Below are 16,312 nucleotides of genomic sequence, written 5' to 3' on the forward strand. Positions count from 1 at the left end.
CACCCCGACCGGTGCAGCCGTCCGCCTAGCCGGCGGCGGTGTGGACGTCTTCTGAGGTCAGGTGGCGGAGTTCTTCGGTGGTGGGGAGGCGGCCTAGTTTGCGCAGGCGTTGGGATTGGGCCTTGCGGATGGACTCGACCAGGCGGCGGGCTTCTCGGGCGTTGCCGAAGTTGGGGGTGTCGGCGATGCGGTCGAAGTACGCGGTCAGGGGTGGGGTGGCGGTCGGATCGAGGTGGTAGTCGCCGCCTTCGACCATCCGGCTGGTGATCAGCAGGAGTTCGTCGGCCGAGTAGTTCTCGAACTCGATCGTCTTGGAGAACCGGGAGGCCAGGCCCGGGTTCGCGTCGAGGAAGTCGTTCATCTCGCCCGTATAGCCGGCCACGATGATGGCGATCTCGTCGCGGTGGTCCTCCATCAGCTTGACCAGCGCGTCGATCGCCTCCTGCCCGAAGTCCCCGCCGGTACCTGCCGAGCGCGACAACGTGTAGGCCTCGTCGATGAAGAGCACGCCACCCAAGGACTTCTCGAACACCTGAGCCGTCTTCTCGGCCGTATGACCGATGTACTGCCCGACGAGATCCCGTCGCGAGACCTCGGTGAAGCTGCCATGCGGCAAGACACCCAATGCCTTCAGGAGCTTGCCGTACAACCGCGCGACCGTCGTTTTCCCGGTACCAGGCGCGCCCGCGAAGATCAGGTGATGGCTCACCCCGCCGATGCTCAACCCCGCCGTACGCCGCCACTCGTTGACCTGGATCTCGTCGACGAGCGCATGGACCTCCGACTTCACGCCCGGCAGACCGACCATCTCGTCGAGGTCGCTGAGCAGATCGTCCAACGGTCCACCCACCTCGGCCGGCCGGGCCGACGCGCGTTCGATCACCTCGACCGTCGCGCCGTCGGCGATCGCCAGGGCCGGCTGGCCGGTGTTGTCGGTACGGCAGCCTTCGACGGTCCCGCCGCATCCCGGTGAGAAGGTGAACGCCGGCCCCCGGGTGTCATGGATGCTCAGCCGTCGCGCGATCGGCGTACTGCCGTGCGCGACGCCAACCCCTTCTGCGCCGGTGGACGAGATCTCGGTGTCCGTGAGTTCCGGCCGGCTGTACTGGTAGACGTAGACCCCGCGCCCGCCGCAGACCGAGATCGTGCAGCCGCGGATCAGCGGATCGGAGCCCAAGGCAACGACTATCCCGTCGCCGGAGATCTCGGTGACCACGGTGTCGAGGATCCGCCCGCTCGCGCCTTCGACCACGATGCCCGTCTCAGCGCCACTGATGGTGCAGCGGTCGACGGTGAACGCGCTGCTCGCGTGCACGGAGATCGCCGGCCGGGTCCGCGACCGGACCGTGCACTGCTCGACGGTCAGTACGGTCCGGTCGACCGACACGGCTATCCCGTCACCAGCCCGTACGTCCAGCCCGCGCAGCGTCAATTCGCCATCGACGGCCCGCAACGTCGGCCAGTCAGCACCATCACCGTCCAGTACTACGGTCGCGCCCGCCTCGGCCTGCAACGTGATCGACCGGCCATTGAGCTCGAGCGTCTCGGCGTACGTACCGGCCGCGATCGCGACAGCAGCCCCATCGGGCGCCTCCAGCAGCGCGGCGCCGATCGTCGGATACGCCCCGGGCCGGTCCGCTGCGACAGTGAGCACCCGGCCTGCGTGCAACGGAGTAGGCATCAGCTTGCCCGGTCCAGCAGCCAGCCACGGTCGGCAGCCTTCACCCCGGCCTGGAAGCGACTGCGAGCGCCAAGGCGGTTCATGATCTGCGCGACCATCCGGCGTACTGTCCGCACCGAGATGCCCAGCTGGGCAGCGGCGAACTCATCCGTCGCGCCGAGCGACAGCAGCCGCAGCATCTCCTTCTCACGCCCCGAGAGATCCGTGTCGACAGGGATGTCGCAATCGGCCAGCGATACGGCGTCCGGCCACATCCGCTCGAACAGCTCGGTAGCCGTCGTCACCACACTGTTCAGCCGCAGTACTGCGACGCTGCCGTTGGTCGTGTCGGCCGGGAGGACCGCGATCGAGTTGTCGATGACCAGTGCGTTCATCGGCACCATCGGAACGGTACGGACGGCCACACCCGCCAGGGACATCGCACCGAGGTGCCGGCACAGCGTCGGCGCAGTACGGGCCGTGTCGGGGTAGATGGCGCGGTACCGGATGCCCGGGCGGACGTCCCGCGGGCCGAAGGCCGGGCCGCTCGGGGTCAGGGTGCTCATCGCGATCACCGAGTCCTCGGCGTTGGCCAGCAGAGTAGCGATGCCGTCCTGGGCCGGTACCTGGTGGAAGCCGGTGGGGCGGTTCAGCATTGTGACAGTCATGAGAAAGGGACCCCCAGAGGTAGCGTGGCGGCGACAGCGGTGGTGTGCCGCCCGTCGAGGCGTTCCGGCTCCACTCCGAACGAGCGAGCCAATGTGGTCAGGACGTTGATCGCCGTGTCGAGCGTGGCGGCGTGGGCCGCGGCGACTCGTAGTACGGCGTCGTGGAGTGCGGGTTCGTGAGTCTCAGCGGGAGCTGTGACTGTGACGGTGAGCGTCTGCGCGCTTCCTGTGCCGGTGCCGAGCAACGTGTCGACCAGTGCCTGGGCAGTGGGCCGGGGGAGCTGGGCGAAGCCGTTGAGTCGAAGGCCGACCTGCAGGACGGGTCCTGCGGCCCAGGTGGTCCAGCGCTCGCGGATCTGGCCGCGGCCGGCGTTGGCGTGTGCCAGTGCGCCGATCGACGCCAGTAGGTCGGATTCGTCGAGTGGCATGCACTCGATCTGCTCCCGGTCGAAGCGGCGCACCATCCGGCGGACGGTGTTGGCCAGTACCTGGCTGAGCTGCTCGTCGGTGGCGATGTCCGGCGTACGGGCGGCGGCTACGGCGACCCAGGCGCGCTGGGGCTGCGACTGCTTCGTACCGGTGTGTACTACGAGCTGCACCGAGACTCCGACTGGCTGCTCATCGGCGGAGTCGGCGAGTGAGCTCAAGCGCGGCAGTAGTTGGTGCTGGGCGTCGGAGCCGACCCGGAGAGCCACACTGGCTCCGGCTGGCCTGCTGAGCATGCCGTACGGCTGCTCGCGGACGGTCAGCTCCTGGGCTGACGTGCGGCCGCAGAAGACGCTGACCAGGTTCATCGCCGGGTCGCCGGCCAGGTCGAGCCGACGGCGGCGAGCGAGGAAGGCGAGCAGGATGCCGACCCAGCGGTAGAGCCAGAGGCCACGGAAGCGTACTGCCGTCAGCAGGATCAGGGAGATGGCTGCTAGCGCGGTGAGGATCAGTACTAGTCGCGAGCCGGTGGTGGCTGCGCCGATGGCTACTAGCGCGACCTGCCAGCAGACGATCTGGCCTACCCGGATTGCTCGCTCAGGTAGCTCGATCTCGTCGACAGTGGGTTGCTGGGTCGTGGGTGGGGTTACCAGGTACGACCGTTGGGCTGCTGTGGTTGTGGTGGGGAGCGCTGCCGCTGCTGGAGGCGCGGAGCGTTGCGGGAGGGCTGCGGCGCGGGCTAGCGGAGTACCGACTGAGGTAGCCGTCGGTACTGCGGCCGGGGCCGGGGCGTAGGCAACCTGCTCGCCAGGGGCGGGTGCGGTTGCGGCGGGGGGCCTCATGCGACCCTCGGGTTCTTGGGAGCGACCAGTTCGAGCTCGGACTCGGTGGACAGCAGCTTGGCGTGGGCGTGGTCGCGAACCACTGGGTGCATGGCGAAGCGGCCCGGTGCCGGCTCATCCACCAGGTGTCGGTCGAGTAGCTCGTCGAGCATCGGCTCCACCTCCTGCTGATCTGCGTCGATGAGCCGCGCGGCCCGGCGTACGTCGAACTGAGGGGTCGTGCTCAGCAGTCGATAGAACCTGCGCAGCGGCTCCGACAGCTCGTCGTACGTCGAGTCGAACCGCGCGAGCGTGTTGGCCAACTCACCAGCCCGCTCGTTCCGATCACTCAACCGAGCAAGCAACCGTGCCGCAGTCCACGGCTGCCGATCCCGCACCCGGTCACTCAGTTCACGAACAGCCCCCGGATGCCCACCACACACCCGCAAAATCTCCTCGTCCGCCACCAACTCACGATCCAACGGCCGCAGACTCACAGCAGCAACCCGCTCAAGCCCAACCAGCCGCTTCCGACTACTCACCAACACCACCGACCCAGCCGCGTTAGGCACCAACGCCCGCACCTGCGCCACATCCCCAACGTCATCCAGCACCAACAGAACCCGAGGCGCCACCCGCCGCCACAGAGCAGCCAGCTCATCCGTTGCTACGGGCAACTGATCGGCGAAGCCGACCCGCCGAAGCAACCTCCCCAAGGCCTCGATCGTGGTGACCGCTCCAGCCTGCAGGTCCAGGTAGAGCTGACGATCGAGACCGATCCGGTGCGCAGCTTCCAGAACGAACGCGGTCTTACCGATCCCCGCCATTCCGTCGACGGTCACCACAGCAACCCCGTCGATCGGCTTGGCCGCACAGACAGCAGCCAGTTCGGCTGCCCGTCCGGTGAAGCCGGCCGCACGCGCCGGGAGATCCGAGCTGATCGCCGCCATCGGCTCGGCCACCACCGGAACTTCTTCGTTGAGGATTTGCTGGTGGAGCATGACCAGTTCGGCGCCGGGTTCGATGCCTAGTTCTCGGACCAGGGTGGTGCGGGCCCGTTGGTACGCCGAGAGGGCGTCGTGGCGGCGGCCGGTCTGGTGGAGGGTGGTGATCAGTTTGGTCCAGGCGTGTTCGCGGAGGGGCTCCTCGTCGGTCAGGGCTCGGAGGAGGGCGATCGCGTCGGCTGGACGGCCTAGCGCCAGGTGGGCGTCGGCCAGGTCTTCGCGCAAGGAGCGGTGGAGTTCGGTGAGGCGGTCGACGGCGGTGGAGGCGTCGCCCGTCAGGCCGTCGTACGGGCAGCCGCGCCAGAAGCTCAGGGCGCGTTCGACTACGGCAGCGGCTTCGGTAGCCGAGCCACCCGTGAGTAGGCGGCGCGCCTCGTCTGACAAGCCTGCGGCGACGTCGGCGTCCAGTTCGCCTGGCAGGACGGTGACCCGGTACGCGCCTGGGCGGCTCTCGATCCGTTCGCCCGGAAGGGCCCGCCGCAACTGCCAGACGTAGGTCTTCAGGTTGCGCTGGGCGGACGCAGGCGGTTCGCCATCAGACCAGACCGCGTCGATCAGCTGATCCGTGCTGACCCACGCGTTGCGGTGCAGCAGGAGCAGTGTGAGCATCGTGGCGGGCTTGCCGCCGCAGACGTCGATCGGGGCTCCGTCGGGCCCGTCGACCTCGAGCGGGCCCAGCACCCGGAAGGCGATCCGGGCCGGAGTGTGCGCTGAGTGACCGTTCATGACACATACGATCCGTGTCGACGATGACATTTCGATGACACACGAGGCCCAGCGTGCGAGTACTGGTGGTAGAGGACGACGAGGACCTGCGGATCGCGATCTCCGCGGGCCTGCGGACGGCCGCGCTCGCGGTCGACAGTGTCGGTGACATAGCTACCGCAGACGAAGCCCTGTGGGTGAATTCCTACGACTGCGTGGTCTTCGACCGGATGCTGCCGGACGGCGATTCGATCGTCTACATCCGCAGCCGCCGGCAGGAGGGCTGGGCGGTCCCGGTGCTCTTCCTGACCGCAAGGGATAGCCTTGCCGACCGCGTGGACGGTTTCGAGCACGGCGGTGACGACTACCTGGTCAAACCGTTCGCTGTGGCCGAGCTGACCGCCCGGGTGCTGAGCCTGTGCCGCCGCGCCGGTACCGGTCGCCCGCCGGTACTCCGGTACGCCGACGTCGAGGTCGACACCGGGCGACGCGAGGTGCGCCGGGCCGGCGTACTGCTGACCCTGACTGCGAAGGAGTTCTCCGTGCTGGAGTACCTGATGGTCCGGCCCGAGCAGGCCGTGTCCCGGTCGGCACTGATCGAGCACTGCTGGGATGCGGCGGCCGACCCGATGTCGAATGTCGTCGACGTGACCATCAGGCGCCTGCGCAACAAGCTGCGGCAACCCGAGCTCATCCAGGCCGTCCGTGGCCAGGGCTACCGGCTGACCACCGCCGCTGGTGATGCCGGATGAGAGGCCCCTCGGCCGAGCGCCTCCGCCGGCTCCGCTGGCGTCTCACCGCGCTCTTCACCGTGATGAACACCGTCGGCCTGATCGTGCTCGCCCCACTCGTCCTGATCCTCGACTCCGGCCGCCGCACCGACAACCTCGACAACCAGTTGTCCGTCGTCGTCGAGCCCGTCCTGCGCCTGGTGACCGACAGCAATGGCAGCCTCAGCGTCGAGGGTGCCCTCAAGGACCGCCTGGCCGGGCTATGCCCGCAGTACGCCGTACTGCCGAGCGACGCGAGTGGATTCGCGCCTGCCGAAAGCACCAAGAAGTGCGTGAAGATGGACCCCGCAGTGCTGAACGCATTCGTGCAGAGCGCTGTGGCGAGCCCGGGCGTGATCGTGGCCGACCGAACCGCAGCGGACGGCTCCAAGGTCCGGATCATGGCCGAGGCCTTCAAGGACTCGACCAGTGTCCAGCCAATCGGTGCAGTAGTCGCATGGCAGCGCACCAAGGACCAGGACCACGCCCACAACCAGCTGGTACTCACCGTGCTGATCAGCTGCGCCGTCCTGATCGGTGCTGCGGCACTGGCCGGGTACTGGCTGTCTGGCCGTGCGATCCGGCCTGCGATGGCTGCACTCGAGCAGCAGGAGGTACTGCTCGCCGAGACCGCGCACGACCTCCGTACTCCGGTCGCAGCCCTTCGTGCGTTGGCGGAAACGGCTGCGCAGGACCCCCAGCAACGCGCCGAACTCCTGCCCCGAACAGTCCGCCTGGCAGGCCGAATGGGCGACATCATCGACGGCCTGCTCGTCCGTGCCCGTCTCGCGGCCGGTGTCGAACGCCTAACGATGCAACCGGTCTGGCTCGACCAGCTCGTGGCCGGCGTCGTCGAGGACATGCCACCGGGCTCGGCGCGGATCTCGGTGGTGACCGCGCCGACCAAGGTGCGTGCCGATCCGGCCTTGCTGCAAAGGGCGATCGGCAACCTTCTCGACAACGCGATGCGGCACGGCCGCGCTCCCGGCGCGGCGCAGGCGATCGTCACCGTGACGGTCGCCGACGGCCGGGTCACCGTCGCCGACCAGGGCCCGGGCATCGATCCCGCGATCGGCGAGGACATGTTCGAGCGATTCAGTAGCGGCGGCGGATCATCGGGCCTCGGGCTGTCGATCGTCCGCTGGGTCGCGCTCTCGCACGGCGGCGATCTGCAGGTCTACAACGCCGACGAGGGCGGCGCGATCTTCGAGTTCCGGATTCCGGTGGCCACCGACCTGTGACGCGAAGGTTTTCCCTTCCAGCAACGGACACAATTGCGTATGGAAACCGGAGTGGACCGGATCTGGACCCCGCCTGTACCCGTGGTGCCTTAGCCTCAAGGCTGTGAAGGCAATCACTCAGCTGCGTCGCCGCTTCACACTCGGTCACGCCGGAAATGTGCCCGCACAGGCCGCCGGCGAGCCGCAGGGGCGGCGTGCACGGGCTGCCCTCGCCGCCGTGGTCGCCGGCTGCATCGTGATCACCGGGATCGCCGTGGCCGGCGCCGGCAACGCCTCGCCGGGCGTGCAGTTCGCCCGGCAGGGTCAGTGGATCTACAACAGCACGCTGGGCAAGATCTTCCACGTCAACGGCTCGACCAAGAACGTCGACAGCCAGGTACCGCTGGCCGGCGCGGGTCCGGGCACGCAGATCGTCGAGACGGACGAGAACTTCTACGCCCTGGCGCGCGGCCGGACGTTCCAGTTCGGCCAATCGGACCTGCAGGTGACGGACCCAGTACCGGCCCCGCCCGACGAGCAACCCGTCGGACTCTCCGCTGGTGGCGCGGCCTTCGCGGTCTACCGCAACGCGGGCAGCATCGCGCGGTTGGGCCAGCGACCCGTCGTCGACAGGCCCGGCGTACCGCTCGGTCCGCCGATCGTCACGACCACCGGGACCCTGTGGGTGCACAGGCTCGACAATGGCCAGCTCTGCCAGTTGCCGATCGACGCCGACCGGCTCACCTGTCCCGCCAAGACCCAGCTAGGGCACAGCGGCGCACTGGCGCTCATCGGTGACAACCAGGTCGTCTTCGTGGACCTCACCGGCCGTTCCATGTACGCCGTCGACGACAGCGGACTCGGCAAGCAAGCACCGCTCCCACTCCCTGCCCTGCCTGCCGACACAGTCATCGCCCAGAACGACGTCGCCGGCCGGATCGCGATCGTCACCCCGGAACAAAACGTCCTGTACCTGGTCGACACCGCCGAACTGACCACTGGCAAGGCAGCGGCCGAGCCCCTGCGCAAGACGCTGCCCGAGGGCAGGTACGAGCGGATGGCGTCCTCCGGCCAGAGTCTCGCGTTGCTCGACGACCGCAGCGGCACCCTCGTCACCGTCGACCGCGAGGGCAACCAGAAAGACAAGAAGCAGCTCGCGCAGCCGTCGAAGCAGGCCAAGCTCTCCCCGGACGACAAGTCGGGGCTGAACCGTGGCGCCGACTCCCGCGTGTACGTGGCTAACAGGTCCGGCGAGGAGGTGATGGTCGTGGACGACACCGGCGACGTGACGGCGGTCGACACGAGCAAGCCCGAACCCACCTCGCCGAAGCCGACCCAGCCGTCCGAGCACCCGACGACCACGCCGCCCACCCACCGGCCAACCCAACCGCCGCCCAGCCAGCCGCCGACGCAGCCCACCGAACAGACGACCCAGCCGCCGGCGACCCAGCCGACGCACCGGCCGAAGAAGCCGCAGAACCCGCGGACCAACGAGCCCACCGGCCAACCGACAGGCAACCCGCCGCCCGCCAAGCCGACCAAGCCGAACCCGCCCGCCCCCACCAAGCCCGACCCGAAGCCCACCGTCCAGGCGAGCCGGCCCGGGGCCCCCACCAGCGTGTCCGGCAAGGCCGGCACGGGTTCCGCCCTGGTCAACTGGGGAGCCGCTGCGAACAACGGCGCTGTCATTACGGCGTACCAGGTGAGTTGGAGTGGTGGTAGCAAGAAGCTGGCCGGCTCGGCGCGCAGCACCACCATCACAGGCCTCACCAACGGCACGGCCTACACCTTCACCGTCCGGGCCACGAACCGAGTAGGCACCGGCCCAGGTGCCAGCACCACCCGGCTGACCCCCGACGGCGGTGTCCCGGATGCCCCCGGCAACTTCACAGTGCAGCCCGGCAGCGGCAAGGTGACGATGAAGTGGACGCGGCCTGCCCTGCACGGCGGCACCCTGCAGGGCTACGACGTGGCCGCCAACGTCACCTCGGGCGGCGGCACGAGCAAGGGCGACACGGCGACCACGACCAGCTGGACCTTCACTGGCCTGACCAACGGAGCGACGTACCGGGTCACCGTCCAGGCTGTCACCAAGGACGCTCAGGGCCGACTTGTCCTGGGCAAGACCGCCAGCCGCACCGTCAAGGTCGGCAGCGGCGGCAGTAGCTCGGGCGCGACCTTGACCGCCTCCCGTGGTGCCGACACCACCCACGGCGGTGGCGACCAGGCCTGCAACCCGCCGGGCTGTGCGTTCATCAAGGTGGTCGGCAAGGGCCTCAAGCCCAACACGGCGTACTTCTTCCAGCCGTTCACCACCAAATGGCAACCCTCGAACGGCGGCGCGACCCTCACGACCAAGTCCGACGGCAGCATCGTTCTCGACGACCGGTTCGCCACCGACGCACCCGGCCAGCAGGTCTGGGTCGTCGCCACCGCCGACGGCGAGCAGCCCATCAAGTCCAACACATTCACTTGGAGCACCCCATGAGCGCGACCATTCCACCCGGCGAGGCCTACCGACTGGTCGCGGACAACCTGCAGAAGGTGATCCATGGCAAGCCCGAGGTGGTCCGGCTCGCGCTGACCGCGTTGTTCGCCGAGGGACACCTGCTGATCGAGGACGTGCCCGGACTGGGCAAGACGACGCTGGCCCGCTGTATCGCGCGCAGCATCGACGCCACCTGGAACCGGATCCAGTTCACCCCGGACCTGCTGCCCGGCGACATCACCGGCGTGATGGTCTACCACCAGGGCAACGAGACGTTCGAGTTCCACCCGGGCGGCATCTTCGCCAACGTGGTGGTGGCCGACGAGATCAACCGCGGTACGCCGAAGACGCAGTCGGCCCTGCTCGAGGTGATGGCCGAGCGCCGGGTCACCGTCGACTCGATCACCCGCGCGGTGCCGGACCCGTTCCTGGTGATCGGCACCCAGAACCCGATCGAGATGGAGGGCACCTACCGGCTGCCCGAGGCGCAGCTCGACCGGTTCCTGATGCGGATCGAGATCGGCTACCCCGACCACGACGCCGAGGTCCGGATCGTGCTCGGCGACACCGGCCGGATCGGTCCCGACTCGCTCAGCCCGGTCATCGACGTACCGGCGCTGCGCAACGCCATCGCCGCCGTCCGGTCCGTGCATGTGGACCCCGCGATCAGCTCGTACGCCGTGAAGCTCGCGTCAGCCACTCGCGAGCACACGGCCGTCCGGTACGGCGCCAGCCCCCGCGGCAGCATCGCGCTGGTCCGAGCTGCTCGCGCGTACGCGGCAACGGACGGCCGGGCGTTCACCACACCGGACGACGTCAAGCAGGTCGCGATGCCGGTCCTCGCCCACCGGCTGGTCCTCACCCCGGACGCGGAGCTGAGCCAGCGCCCGCCGTCCTCGGTCGTGGACGAAGTACTGGCTGCCACACCGGCCCCGACCGCGAGCGTCGGCAGCGCCTGAAGCAGCAGCAACCAAGGAGACGGGGATGAGCGACGTAAAGCCGATCTGGCGTGCGAGGGCCGCGTTGGCGGCGGTGGTGGCCGTCTGCATGACGGCGACCGTTATCGCGGTCTCCGGCGCCGATGCGTCGAACGCGGGGATGCGGTTCGTTCAGTCCGGCCACCTCGTCTACAACAGCACGCTGGGCAAGGTCTTCCACATCGACGGTGGCACGAAGAGCGTCGACAGCGAGGTCGACGTTCCCGATGCCTCGCCGGGCTCGCCGTCCGCGCAGTCCGACCAGAACGGCTTCGTACTCGCCGACGGCCGGACGATCGAGTGGGGAAAGTCGGACCTCAAGGTGCTCGACCCGCAACGGGCGCCGTCGACGGAGAAGCCGGTCGCCCTCGAGGTCGCCGGTGTGGTCTACGCGGTCTACCGCAAGTCCGGCACCGTCGTCCGGCTGGGTGGCGAGCGGGCCGTGATGACCACGACGGGCCCGCTCGGTCAGCCGGTGGCGACCTCGGACGGCACCGTCTGGGTGTACGGGCTCGAGTCCGGCCAGCTGTGCCAGGCAGCCCTGCAGGCCACTCGCCTGACCTGTACTGCGAAAGTCCCGCTCGGCCACGCGGGCATGCTGACCCTGGTCGGCAACCAGCCGGTGTTCCTCGACCTCGACGCCAAGGAGCTGCGAGCGGTCGGGCCGGCCGGGTTCGGTCGGCAGATGTCGCTGGACGGCGCGCAGCTGACGCCGGACTCGATCGTGGCTGCCAACGACGTGGCTGGACGGGTGGCGATCCTGGACCCGAAGAAGAACCTGCTGCAGCTCGTGGACACCTCACCGCTGACCAGCGGATCGACGGCGAAGCCCCCGGCCAAGCCGACGGCGGTCTCGCTCGGGACCGGCAAGTACGACCAGATCGCCTCCTCCGGTACGGGCCTGGCGCTGATCGACACCTCCGGCGACGGCACCGTGCTGACGCTGGACCGGGACGGCAAGCAGCAGCAGACCCGGAAGATCCCGGCAGCGTCGAAGCAGGCGCCGAGGGCACCGGGTGACCGGCCGCGGCTGTCCCGCGGTGGCGACTCGCGCTTGTACGTCGACGGCGTCGCCGGCGAACACGTGATGGTTGTCGAAGGCAACGGTCAGGTGACCGAGGTGGCGACGAACGGCCAGACCGGCAAGCCGGCGCCCAAACCGGGCAAACCGAAGCCGTCGCAGCCGGTACCTCCGTCCTCGAAGCCGACCCAGCCGGTCGAGCCGCCCAACACCAGCGGCCCGCCCGCACCACCACGGACCACCGAGACCCAAGGGCCCGGAAGGCCGCAGAACACCGGTAACCCGCCAGGGACCGGCAAGCCGCCGGGCAGCGGGAAGCCCCCGGGCAGCGGGAAGCCGGGCGGTCCGGCGAAGACGGAGAAGCCTGAGCCGCCACCGCCGGCGAAGACCGTCCCGCCGAAGCCGCCCGCGCCGCCGACCATCACGGCCAGCCGGCCCGGCGCGCCACGAAGCGTCTCGGCCAAGGCCGCCAACGCCTCCGCCTCGATCACGTGGGGTGCCGCGGCCGCGAACGGCGCCGCCGTCACCTCGTACGTCGTGACGTGGAGCGGTGGGAGTAAGACCGTCTCCGGCTCGGTCCGTAGCGCCACTGCGACCGGCCTGACCAACGGGTCGTCGTACAGCTTCTCCGTGCGCGCGGTGAACCGCGTCGGCACCGGCCCCGCGGTCTCGTCCGCACGCGTCACCCTCGGCGCTGCGGCGGACGCACCTGCCGGGCTGACGGCAGTACAGTCGTCCGGTGCTGTGACGTTGTCCTGGCGCCGGCCGAACCTCAACGGGGGAACGCTGGTGAGCTACGGGATCAGCCAGAACGGCAACTCCAAGAAGTCCACTGGGACGAGCTATCGGTGGAGTGGCCTGACCAACGGCAAGCGCTACACATTCGTAGTCACCACCGTCACCAAGACCTCCGACGGCCGGGTCCTGGTCGGCGCCGGCGCCACGATCAGCGCGACGCCGCAAGCTCCAGGTGGCAACGGCACCCTGAGGATCAGCAAGGGCACGGCCGTCGACAGCGACCCAGACGTCTGCCAGCCCGGCATCTGCTTCAACATCCACATCCGGGCCACCGGGCTGCGGCCGAACACCGCCTACATGTTCCAGGGGCACACCACGAACTACGGCGAACTGCACAAGGAAGGCCCCGAGGAGCTCACGTCGAACAGCCAAGGTGTGATCGACGTCCAGAAGTTCTACAACGACGACACCGCGGGACAGGTCTGGGTCACCGCCACTGGTCCGGGGATCCCGGCGCAATCGAACGTCATGGACTGGTGAGGCACTGATGCGGCTGACTGGACGTGGGATCTCGGTGCTGGTGGGGTCGATCGCGCTCTATGTGCTGGGCGAGCTCGGCGGCTACACCTTCTTCCGGGCGCTCGGTGGGATCGGTATCGGGGCGCTGATCGCCGCGACGCTGCTGACCGTGCGGCAGCCACATGTGTCCGTGAAGCGCGGGCTGACGCCTGATCGCGTCGAGCGTGGCCGGCCGGCGTTGGCGACCCTGCGGGTGCGCAATGAGGGCACCCGGTGGCAGCCGGCCTTCGCGGCACACGACTCCGCCGGGGTCGAGCGGCAGCAGGTGCGGATCCGTCGACTCGGGCCGTCCGGCGAAGCGACGTACCGGTATGAATTGCCGACGACTCGGCGTGGGCGGATCCAGGTGGGCCCGCTGACGCTCGAGCGCACGGACCCGCTCGGGCTGGCGGTGAACCGGCTGGCGACGGGTGAGGTGGCGACCCTGTGGGTGCATCCCAAGCGGCATGCGACCCGCACGGTTGTCGCCGGGCGGCCGCGGCACCACCACGTCGGCCGGACCGCCGACGACTCGCTGCGAGGCTCGGCCGACCTGCGCGATGTTCGCCCGTACGTCGTGGGCGATGAGGTACGGCACCTGCACTGGAAGGCGACCGCGCGCACTGGGCAACTGATGGTCCGCGACTTCGTCGATCCCGACCAGCCGCGGTTGACCGTCCTGCTCGATACCCGGGCGGAACCGTTGCCTGAGGCAATGTTTGAGGAAGGGGTCGAGGTGGCTGCGTCGATCTTGTTCGCCGCCTCGATGGCCGGGCACCGCTGCCGGTTGATCACCTCGGCCGGCGCCGACATCGCTGCGCCGGGTGGAGCACTGGCCTCGCGACAGTTCCTGGACGAGTTGTGCATCGTGGAGCAGAAGGATGATCGGGATGCCTTGCTGCCAAGGTCGTTGACCACCGGCGCCTCGAGCGGAGGTGCGATCGTCGTCGTCACCGGAGTCCGCGGGACGGCGAGTGATCTTGCGCCGTTGCTGGTTCGCTACAGCTCGGTGACGGTGCTCGGGCTCGGGCCTGTGCATGGAGTCGCGCCGATCCTTGGGGCGCGCGTCATCCTCGCCGCCGACGCGGCTGAAGCGTTGCAGCAGTGGAGTGGGGTGATCGAGTGAGCAGCCGGCGCCGGACCCTTGCGGTGATCGTTGCCGCGTTCATCGGCGGTCTTTGCTTCGGGCCCGTTTTCTCGGTGGCCGGGTTGTTGCCGTCGGTCGGCGCGGTCTGCCTGGCGGCGTACCTGGTCACCGAGCTTTGTCGGCTGTGGCCGTCGTTGCTGGCCTGGCGGCCGATCCTGGTGATCGCGGCCGGGCTGCTGGCCGTGATCGAAACGGTGCTGCGGGCAACTACTCTGGCCGGCTTGCCTACGGGGTCGACGTTCTCGGCCTTGGGGCACGGATTGAGTTCGTGGCAGACGACGCTGGAGTCGACCTGGCCGGCTCGGCCGGATGCGGAGCTGGTGCTGTTCGTTCCGCTGCTCGTGTTGCTCGCTTGTCTGCTGGGGTTGGAGTTGCTCGATCGGACGCCGCCTCTGGTGGCAGTCCTGCCGGGTCTTGCGGTGGTCGGCGTGAGTCAGCTCTATATTGCGTTGGCTGGGCTTACCGCAGTACTGGTTGCTCTTGCGTATGGCTTGGTGGTTGCCGCGTTGCTGGTGGCCGATTGGACCGGGCGGACGGACAAGGCCCGGCGTACGAGTCCCTTGTCGCCGTTGGTGGCTGCTGCCATCGTGATGGTGATCGCTGTGGTGGGTGGCGTCGCGGTGAGTGCGCTCGACGTGAGCGGGCGGACGCCGTACACGCTGCAGAAGGCCCAGAGCGCCGCCGTCCCGAACTCGCGCGTCGCCAGTCCGCTGGACGAATTGGCGAGCCGGTTGAGCCAGCAGAACCAGGGAAAGTTGCTGTTCCGCTACAAGTCGTCGGAGCCGGTCAGCCGGTGGCGGCAAGTGGCACTGGAGCAGTTCGACGGTGCCAACTGGTCCACCGACTACTCCTTCCTCCGCTTGGGATCGCAGCTGGCTCCGGGCCCCAGGGTGACCGTCGGGACAACCGAGCAGCACGCCACGGTCGAGCTGAAGGGGCTGACCGGACCGTGGCTGCCCGGACAGTTGCTGCCGTCCTCCGTCAGCGGAGTGGAGGAGCCACAGATCGAGCCGAACGGCGGCACGCTGATCTCGGCAGTCCAGCCGCAGAGCTACGACCTGACTTGGTCCAAGCCGGCCGTGTCTGCCAAGCAGTTGTACCGGTCGGGGATCGACCCGGACGAGGTCGATGGCCTGGGAAACCTCGGTCCGGTGCCCAACGAGATCTATGCGAAGGCCGAGGAGGCCATTCAGGAGAAGCGGGCGACCTTCGCGACGGCCCTCGCGCTGGAGACCTACATGTGGGACCACTACCAGGTCGCCACCAAGGATCCGTTGCCGACCGGACACAGCTGGCCGCAACTCAAGCCGTTCCTGGAAGGCGAGACGTACGGCACCAGCGAGCAGTTCGCCGCCGGGTACGTCGCGCTGGCGCGGCTGAAGGGCATCCCGGCCCGGCTGGCCGTGGGGTTCCGGGCACCCGACAAACCGGATGCTGATGGCTGGTACTCGGTCTACAACCGCGATGCGTTCGCCTGGCCGGAGGTCGCTGTCGACGGCGTCGGGTGGTGGCCGTTGGATCCGGCGGGGAAGGCTGCCGAGGGCAACAAGAAGCCGGCTCCGGGCAGCGACGCGGAGGTGACTCAGCAGGCGCGGGAGGAGTCGGTACCGGTCGACAAGATCGAGGATCCGGTGGTACCGCCGTCGACGGACGACCCGGGCGACGATCGGAGTTGGGGCGGGGTCGACGTACCGGTGTTCGGGATCTTCATCGGGTCCGTCGCGTTGCTCTTGCTATGGCTGGTGGGGGTGCCGTTGCTGAAGCTCGTCCGCGGGATTCGACGGCGTCGGCGTACCGGGAGTGCGGCGGTGGTTGGCGCGTGGGCGGAGGTACGGGATCGCTTGCGGGCTCACGGGGTTGCGGTGACGACCGGTATGACCGTGCGGGACTTGGTTGCGGCTTCGGGCGATGTGGCGGATGACCGGGCCCGGGCTGGGATCGGCGTCGTGGCGCAGTCGGTCGACCGAGCCTTGTGGTCAGGCGCGCCGGCTGGCCCTGATCTCGGGAAGCAGGCGTGGGACGGCGTACGGGAAGTCAGCCGTGGCCTGCGGTCTCGCCCGTGGACCGACCGGCTGCAAGCGGCCTTCGAGATCCGGAGCCTCTTCTAGC

General features: G+C 68.9%; 11 protein-coding genes. 7 read left to right on the forward strand and 4 right to left on the reverse strand.

The window, feature by feature from the left end; all coding sequences use genetic code 11:
* Positions 1 to 25: 25 nt before the first annotated feature.
* From OHA70_RS15930 to OHA70_RS15945, 4 genes are read right to left on the reverse strand one after another with little or no spacing between them, the layout of a single operon-like run.
* A complete protein-coding gene (locus tag OHA70_RS15930) occupies positions 26 to 1,681 on the reverse strand; it encodes a right-handed parallel beta-helix repeat-containing protein (protein WP_328333196.1) in 1,656 nt (551 codons plus the stop codon).
* Complete coding sequence (locus OHA70_RS15935) at positions 1,681 to 2,328, reverse strand: helix-turn-helix transcriptional regulator (RefSeq protein ID WP_328333198.1); 648 nt, start codon at positions 2,326 to 2,328, stop codon at positions 1,681 to 1,683. The genes OHA70_RS15930 and OHA70_RS15935 overlap by 1 nt, the downstream gene beginning before the upstream one ends.
* A complete protein-coding gene (locus OHA70_RS15940) occupies positions 2,325 to 3,596 on the reverse strand; it encodes a hypothetical protein (protein ID WP_328333201.1) in 1,272 nt (423 codons plus the stop codon). The genes OHA70_RS15935 and OHA70_RS15940 overlap by 4 nt, the downstream gene beginning before the upstream one ends.
* Positions 3,593 to 5,305: an AfsR/SARP family transcriptional regulator gene (locus tag OHA70_RS15945; protein ID WP_328333203.1), complete on the reverse strand. Its 1,713-nt coding sequence runs from the start codon at positions 5,303 to 5,305 to the stop codon at positions 3,593 to 3,595. Before OHA70_RS15945 ends, OHA70_RS15940 begins: the two co-directional genes overlap by 4 nt.
* Positions 5,306 to 5,358: 53 nt before the next feature.
* Between OHA70_RS15945 and OHA70_RS15950 the strand changes: the two genes are divergently transcribed.
* The 7 genes from OHA70_RS15950 to OHA70_RS15980 all read left to right on the forward strand — a co-directional run bounded on the left by OHA70_RS15950 (position 5,359) and on the right by OHA70_RS15980 (position 16,311).
* The gene (locus tag OHA70_RS15950; RefSeq protein ID WP_328333205.1) at positions 5,359 to 6,036 is read left to right on the forward strand and encodes a response regulator transcription factor; all 678 of its coding nucleotides are present in this window, start codon (positions 5,359 to 5,361) and stop codon (positions 6,034 to 6,036) included.
* Positions 6,033 to 7,295, forward strand: a complete 1,263-nt coding sequence (locus OHA70_RS15955; RefSeq protein WP_328333207.1) for a sensor histidine kinase — start codon at positions 6,033 to 6,035, stop codon at positions 7,293 to 7,295. Before OHA70_RS15950 ends, OHA70_RS15955 begins: the two co-directional genes overlap by 4 nt.
* A gap of 103 nt (positions 7,296 to 7,398) precedes the next feature.
* Complete coding sequence (locus tag OHA70_RS15960) at positions 7,399 to 9,762, forward strand: fibronectin type III domain-containing protein (RefSeq protein ID WP_328333209.1); 2,364 nt, start codon at positions 7,399 to 7,401, stop codon at positions 9,760 to 9,762.
* Positions 9,759 to 10,721, forward strand: a complete 963-nt coding sequence (locus OHA70_RS15965; RefSeq protein WP_328333211.1) for an AAA family ATPase — start codon at positions 9,759 to 9,761, stop codon at positions 10,719 to 10,721. Before OHA70_RS15960 ends, OHA70_RS15965 begins: the two co-directional genes overlap by 4 nt.
* 25 nt (positions 10,722 to 10,746) lie before the next feature.
* Positions 10,747 to 13,038 (forward strand): fibronectin type III domain-containing protein, encoded by a 2,292-nt coding sequence (locus OHA70_RS15970; protein ID WP_328333213.1) that lies wholly within the window; start codon positions 10,747 to 10,749, stop codon positions 13,036 to 13,038.
* A 7-nt stretch (positions 13,039 to 13,045) separates the two neighbouring features.
* Positions 13,046 to 14,182, forward strand: coding sequence for a DUF58 domain-containing protein (locus OHA70_RS15975; protein ID WP_328333215.1), 1,137 nt, complete (start codon positions 13,046 to 13,048; stop codon positions 14,180 to 14,182).
* A complete protein-coding gene (locus tag OHA70_RS15980; RefSeq protein ID WP_328333217.1) occupies positions 14,179 to 16,311 on the forward strand; it encodes a transglutaminase family protein in 2,133 nt (710 codons plus the stop codon). Before OHA70_RS15975 ends, OHA70_RS15980 begins: the two co-directional genes overlap by 4 nt.
* Position 16,312: the final 1 nt, after the last annotated feature.

Origin of the sequence: Kribbella sp. NBC_00382 (assembly GCF_036067295.1) — a bacterium.
Classification (GTDB): Bacteria; Actinomycetota; Actinomycetes; order Propionibacteriales; family Kribbellaceae; genus Kribbella.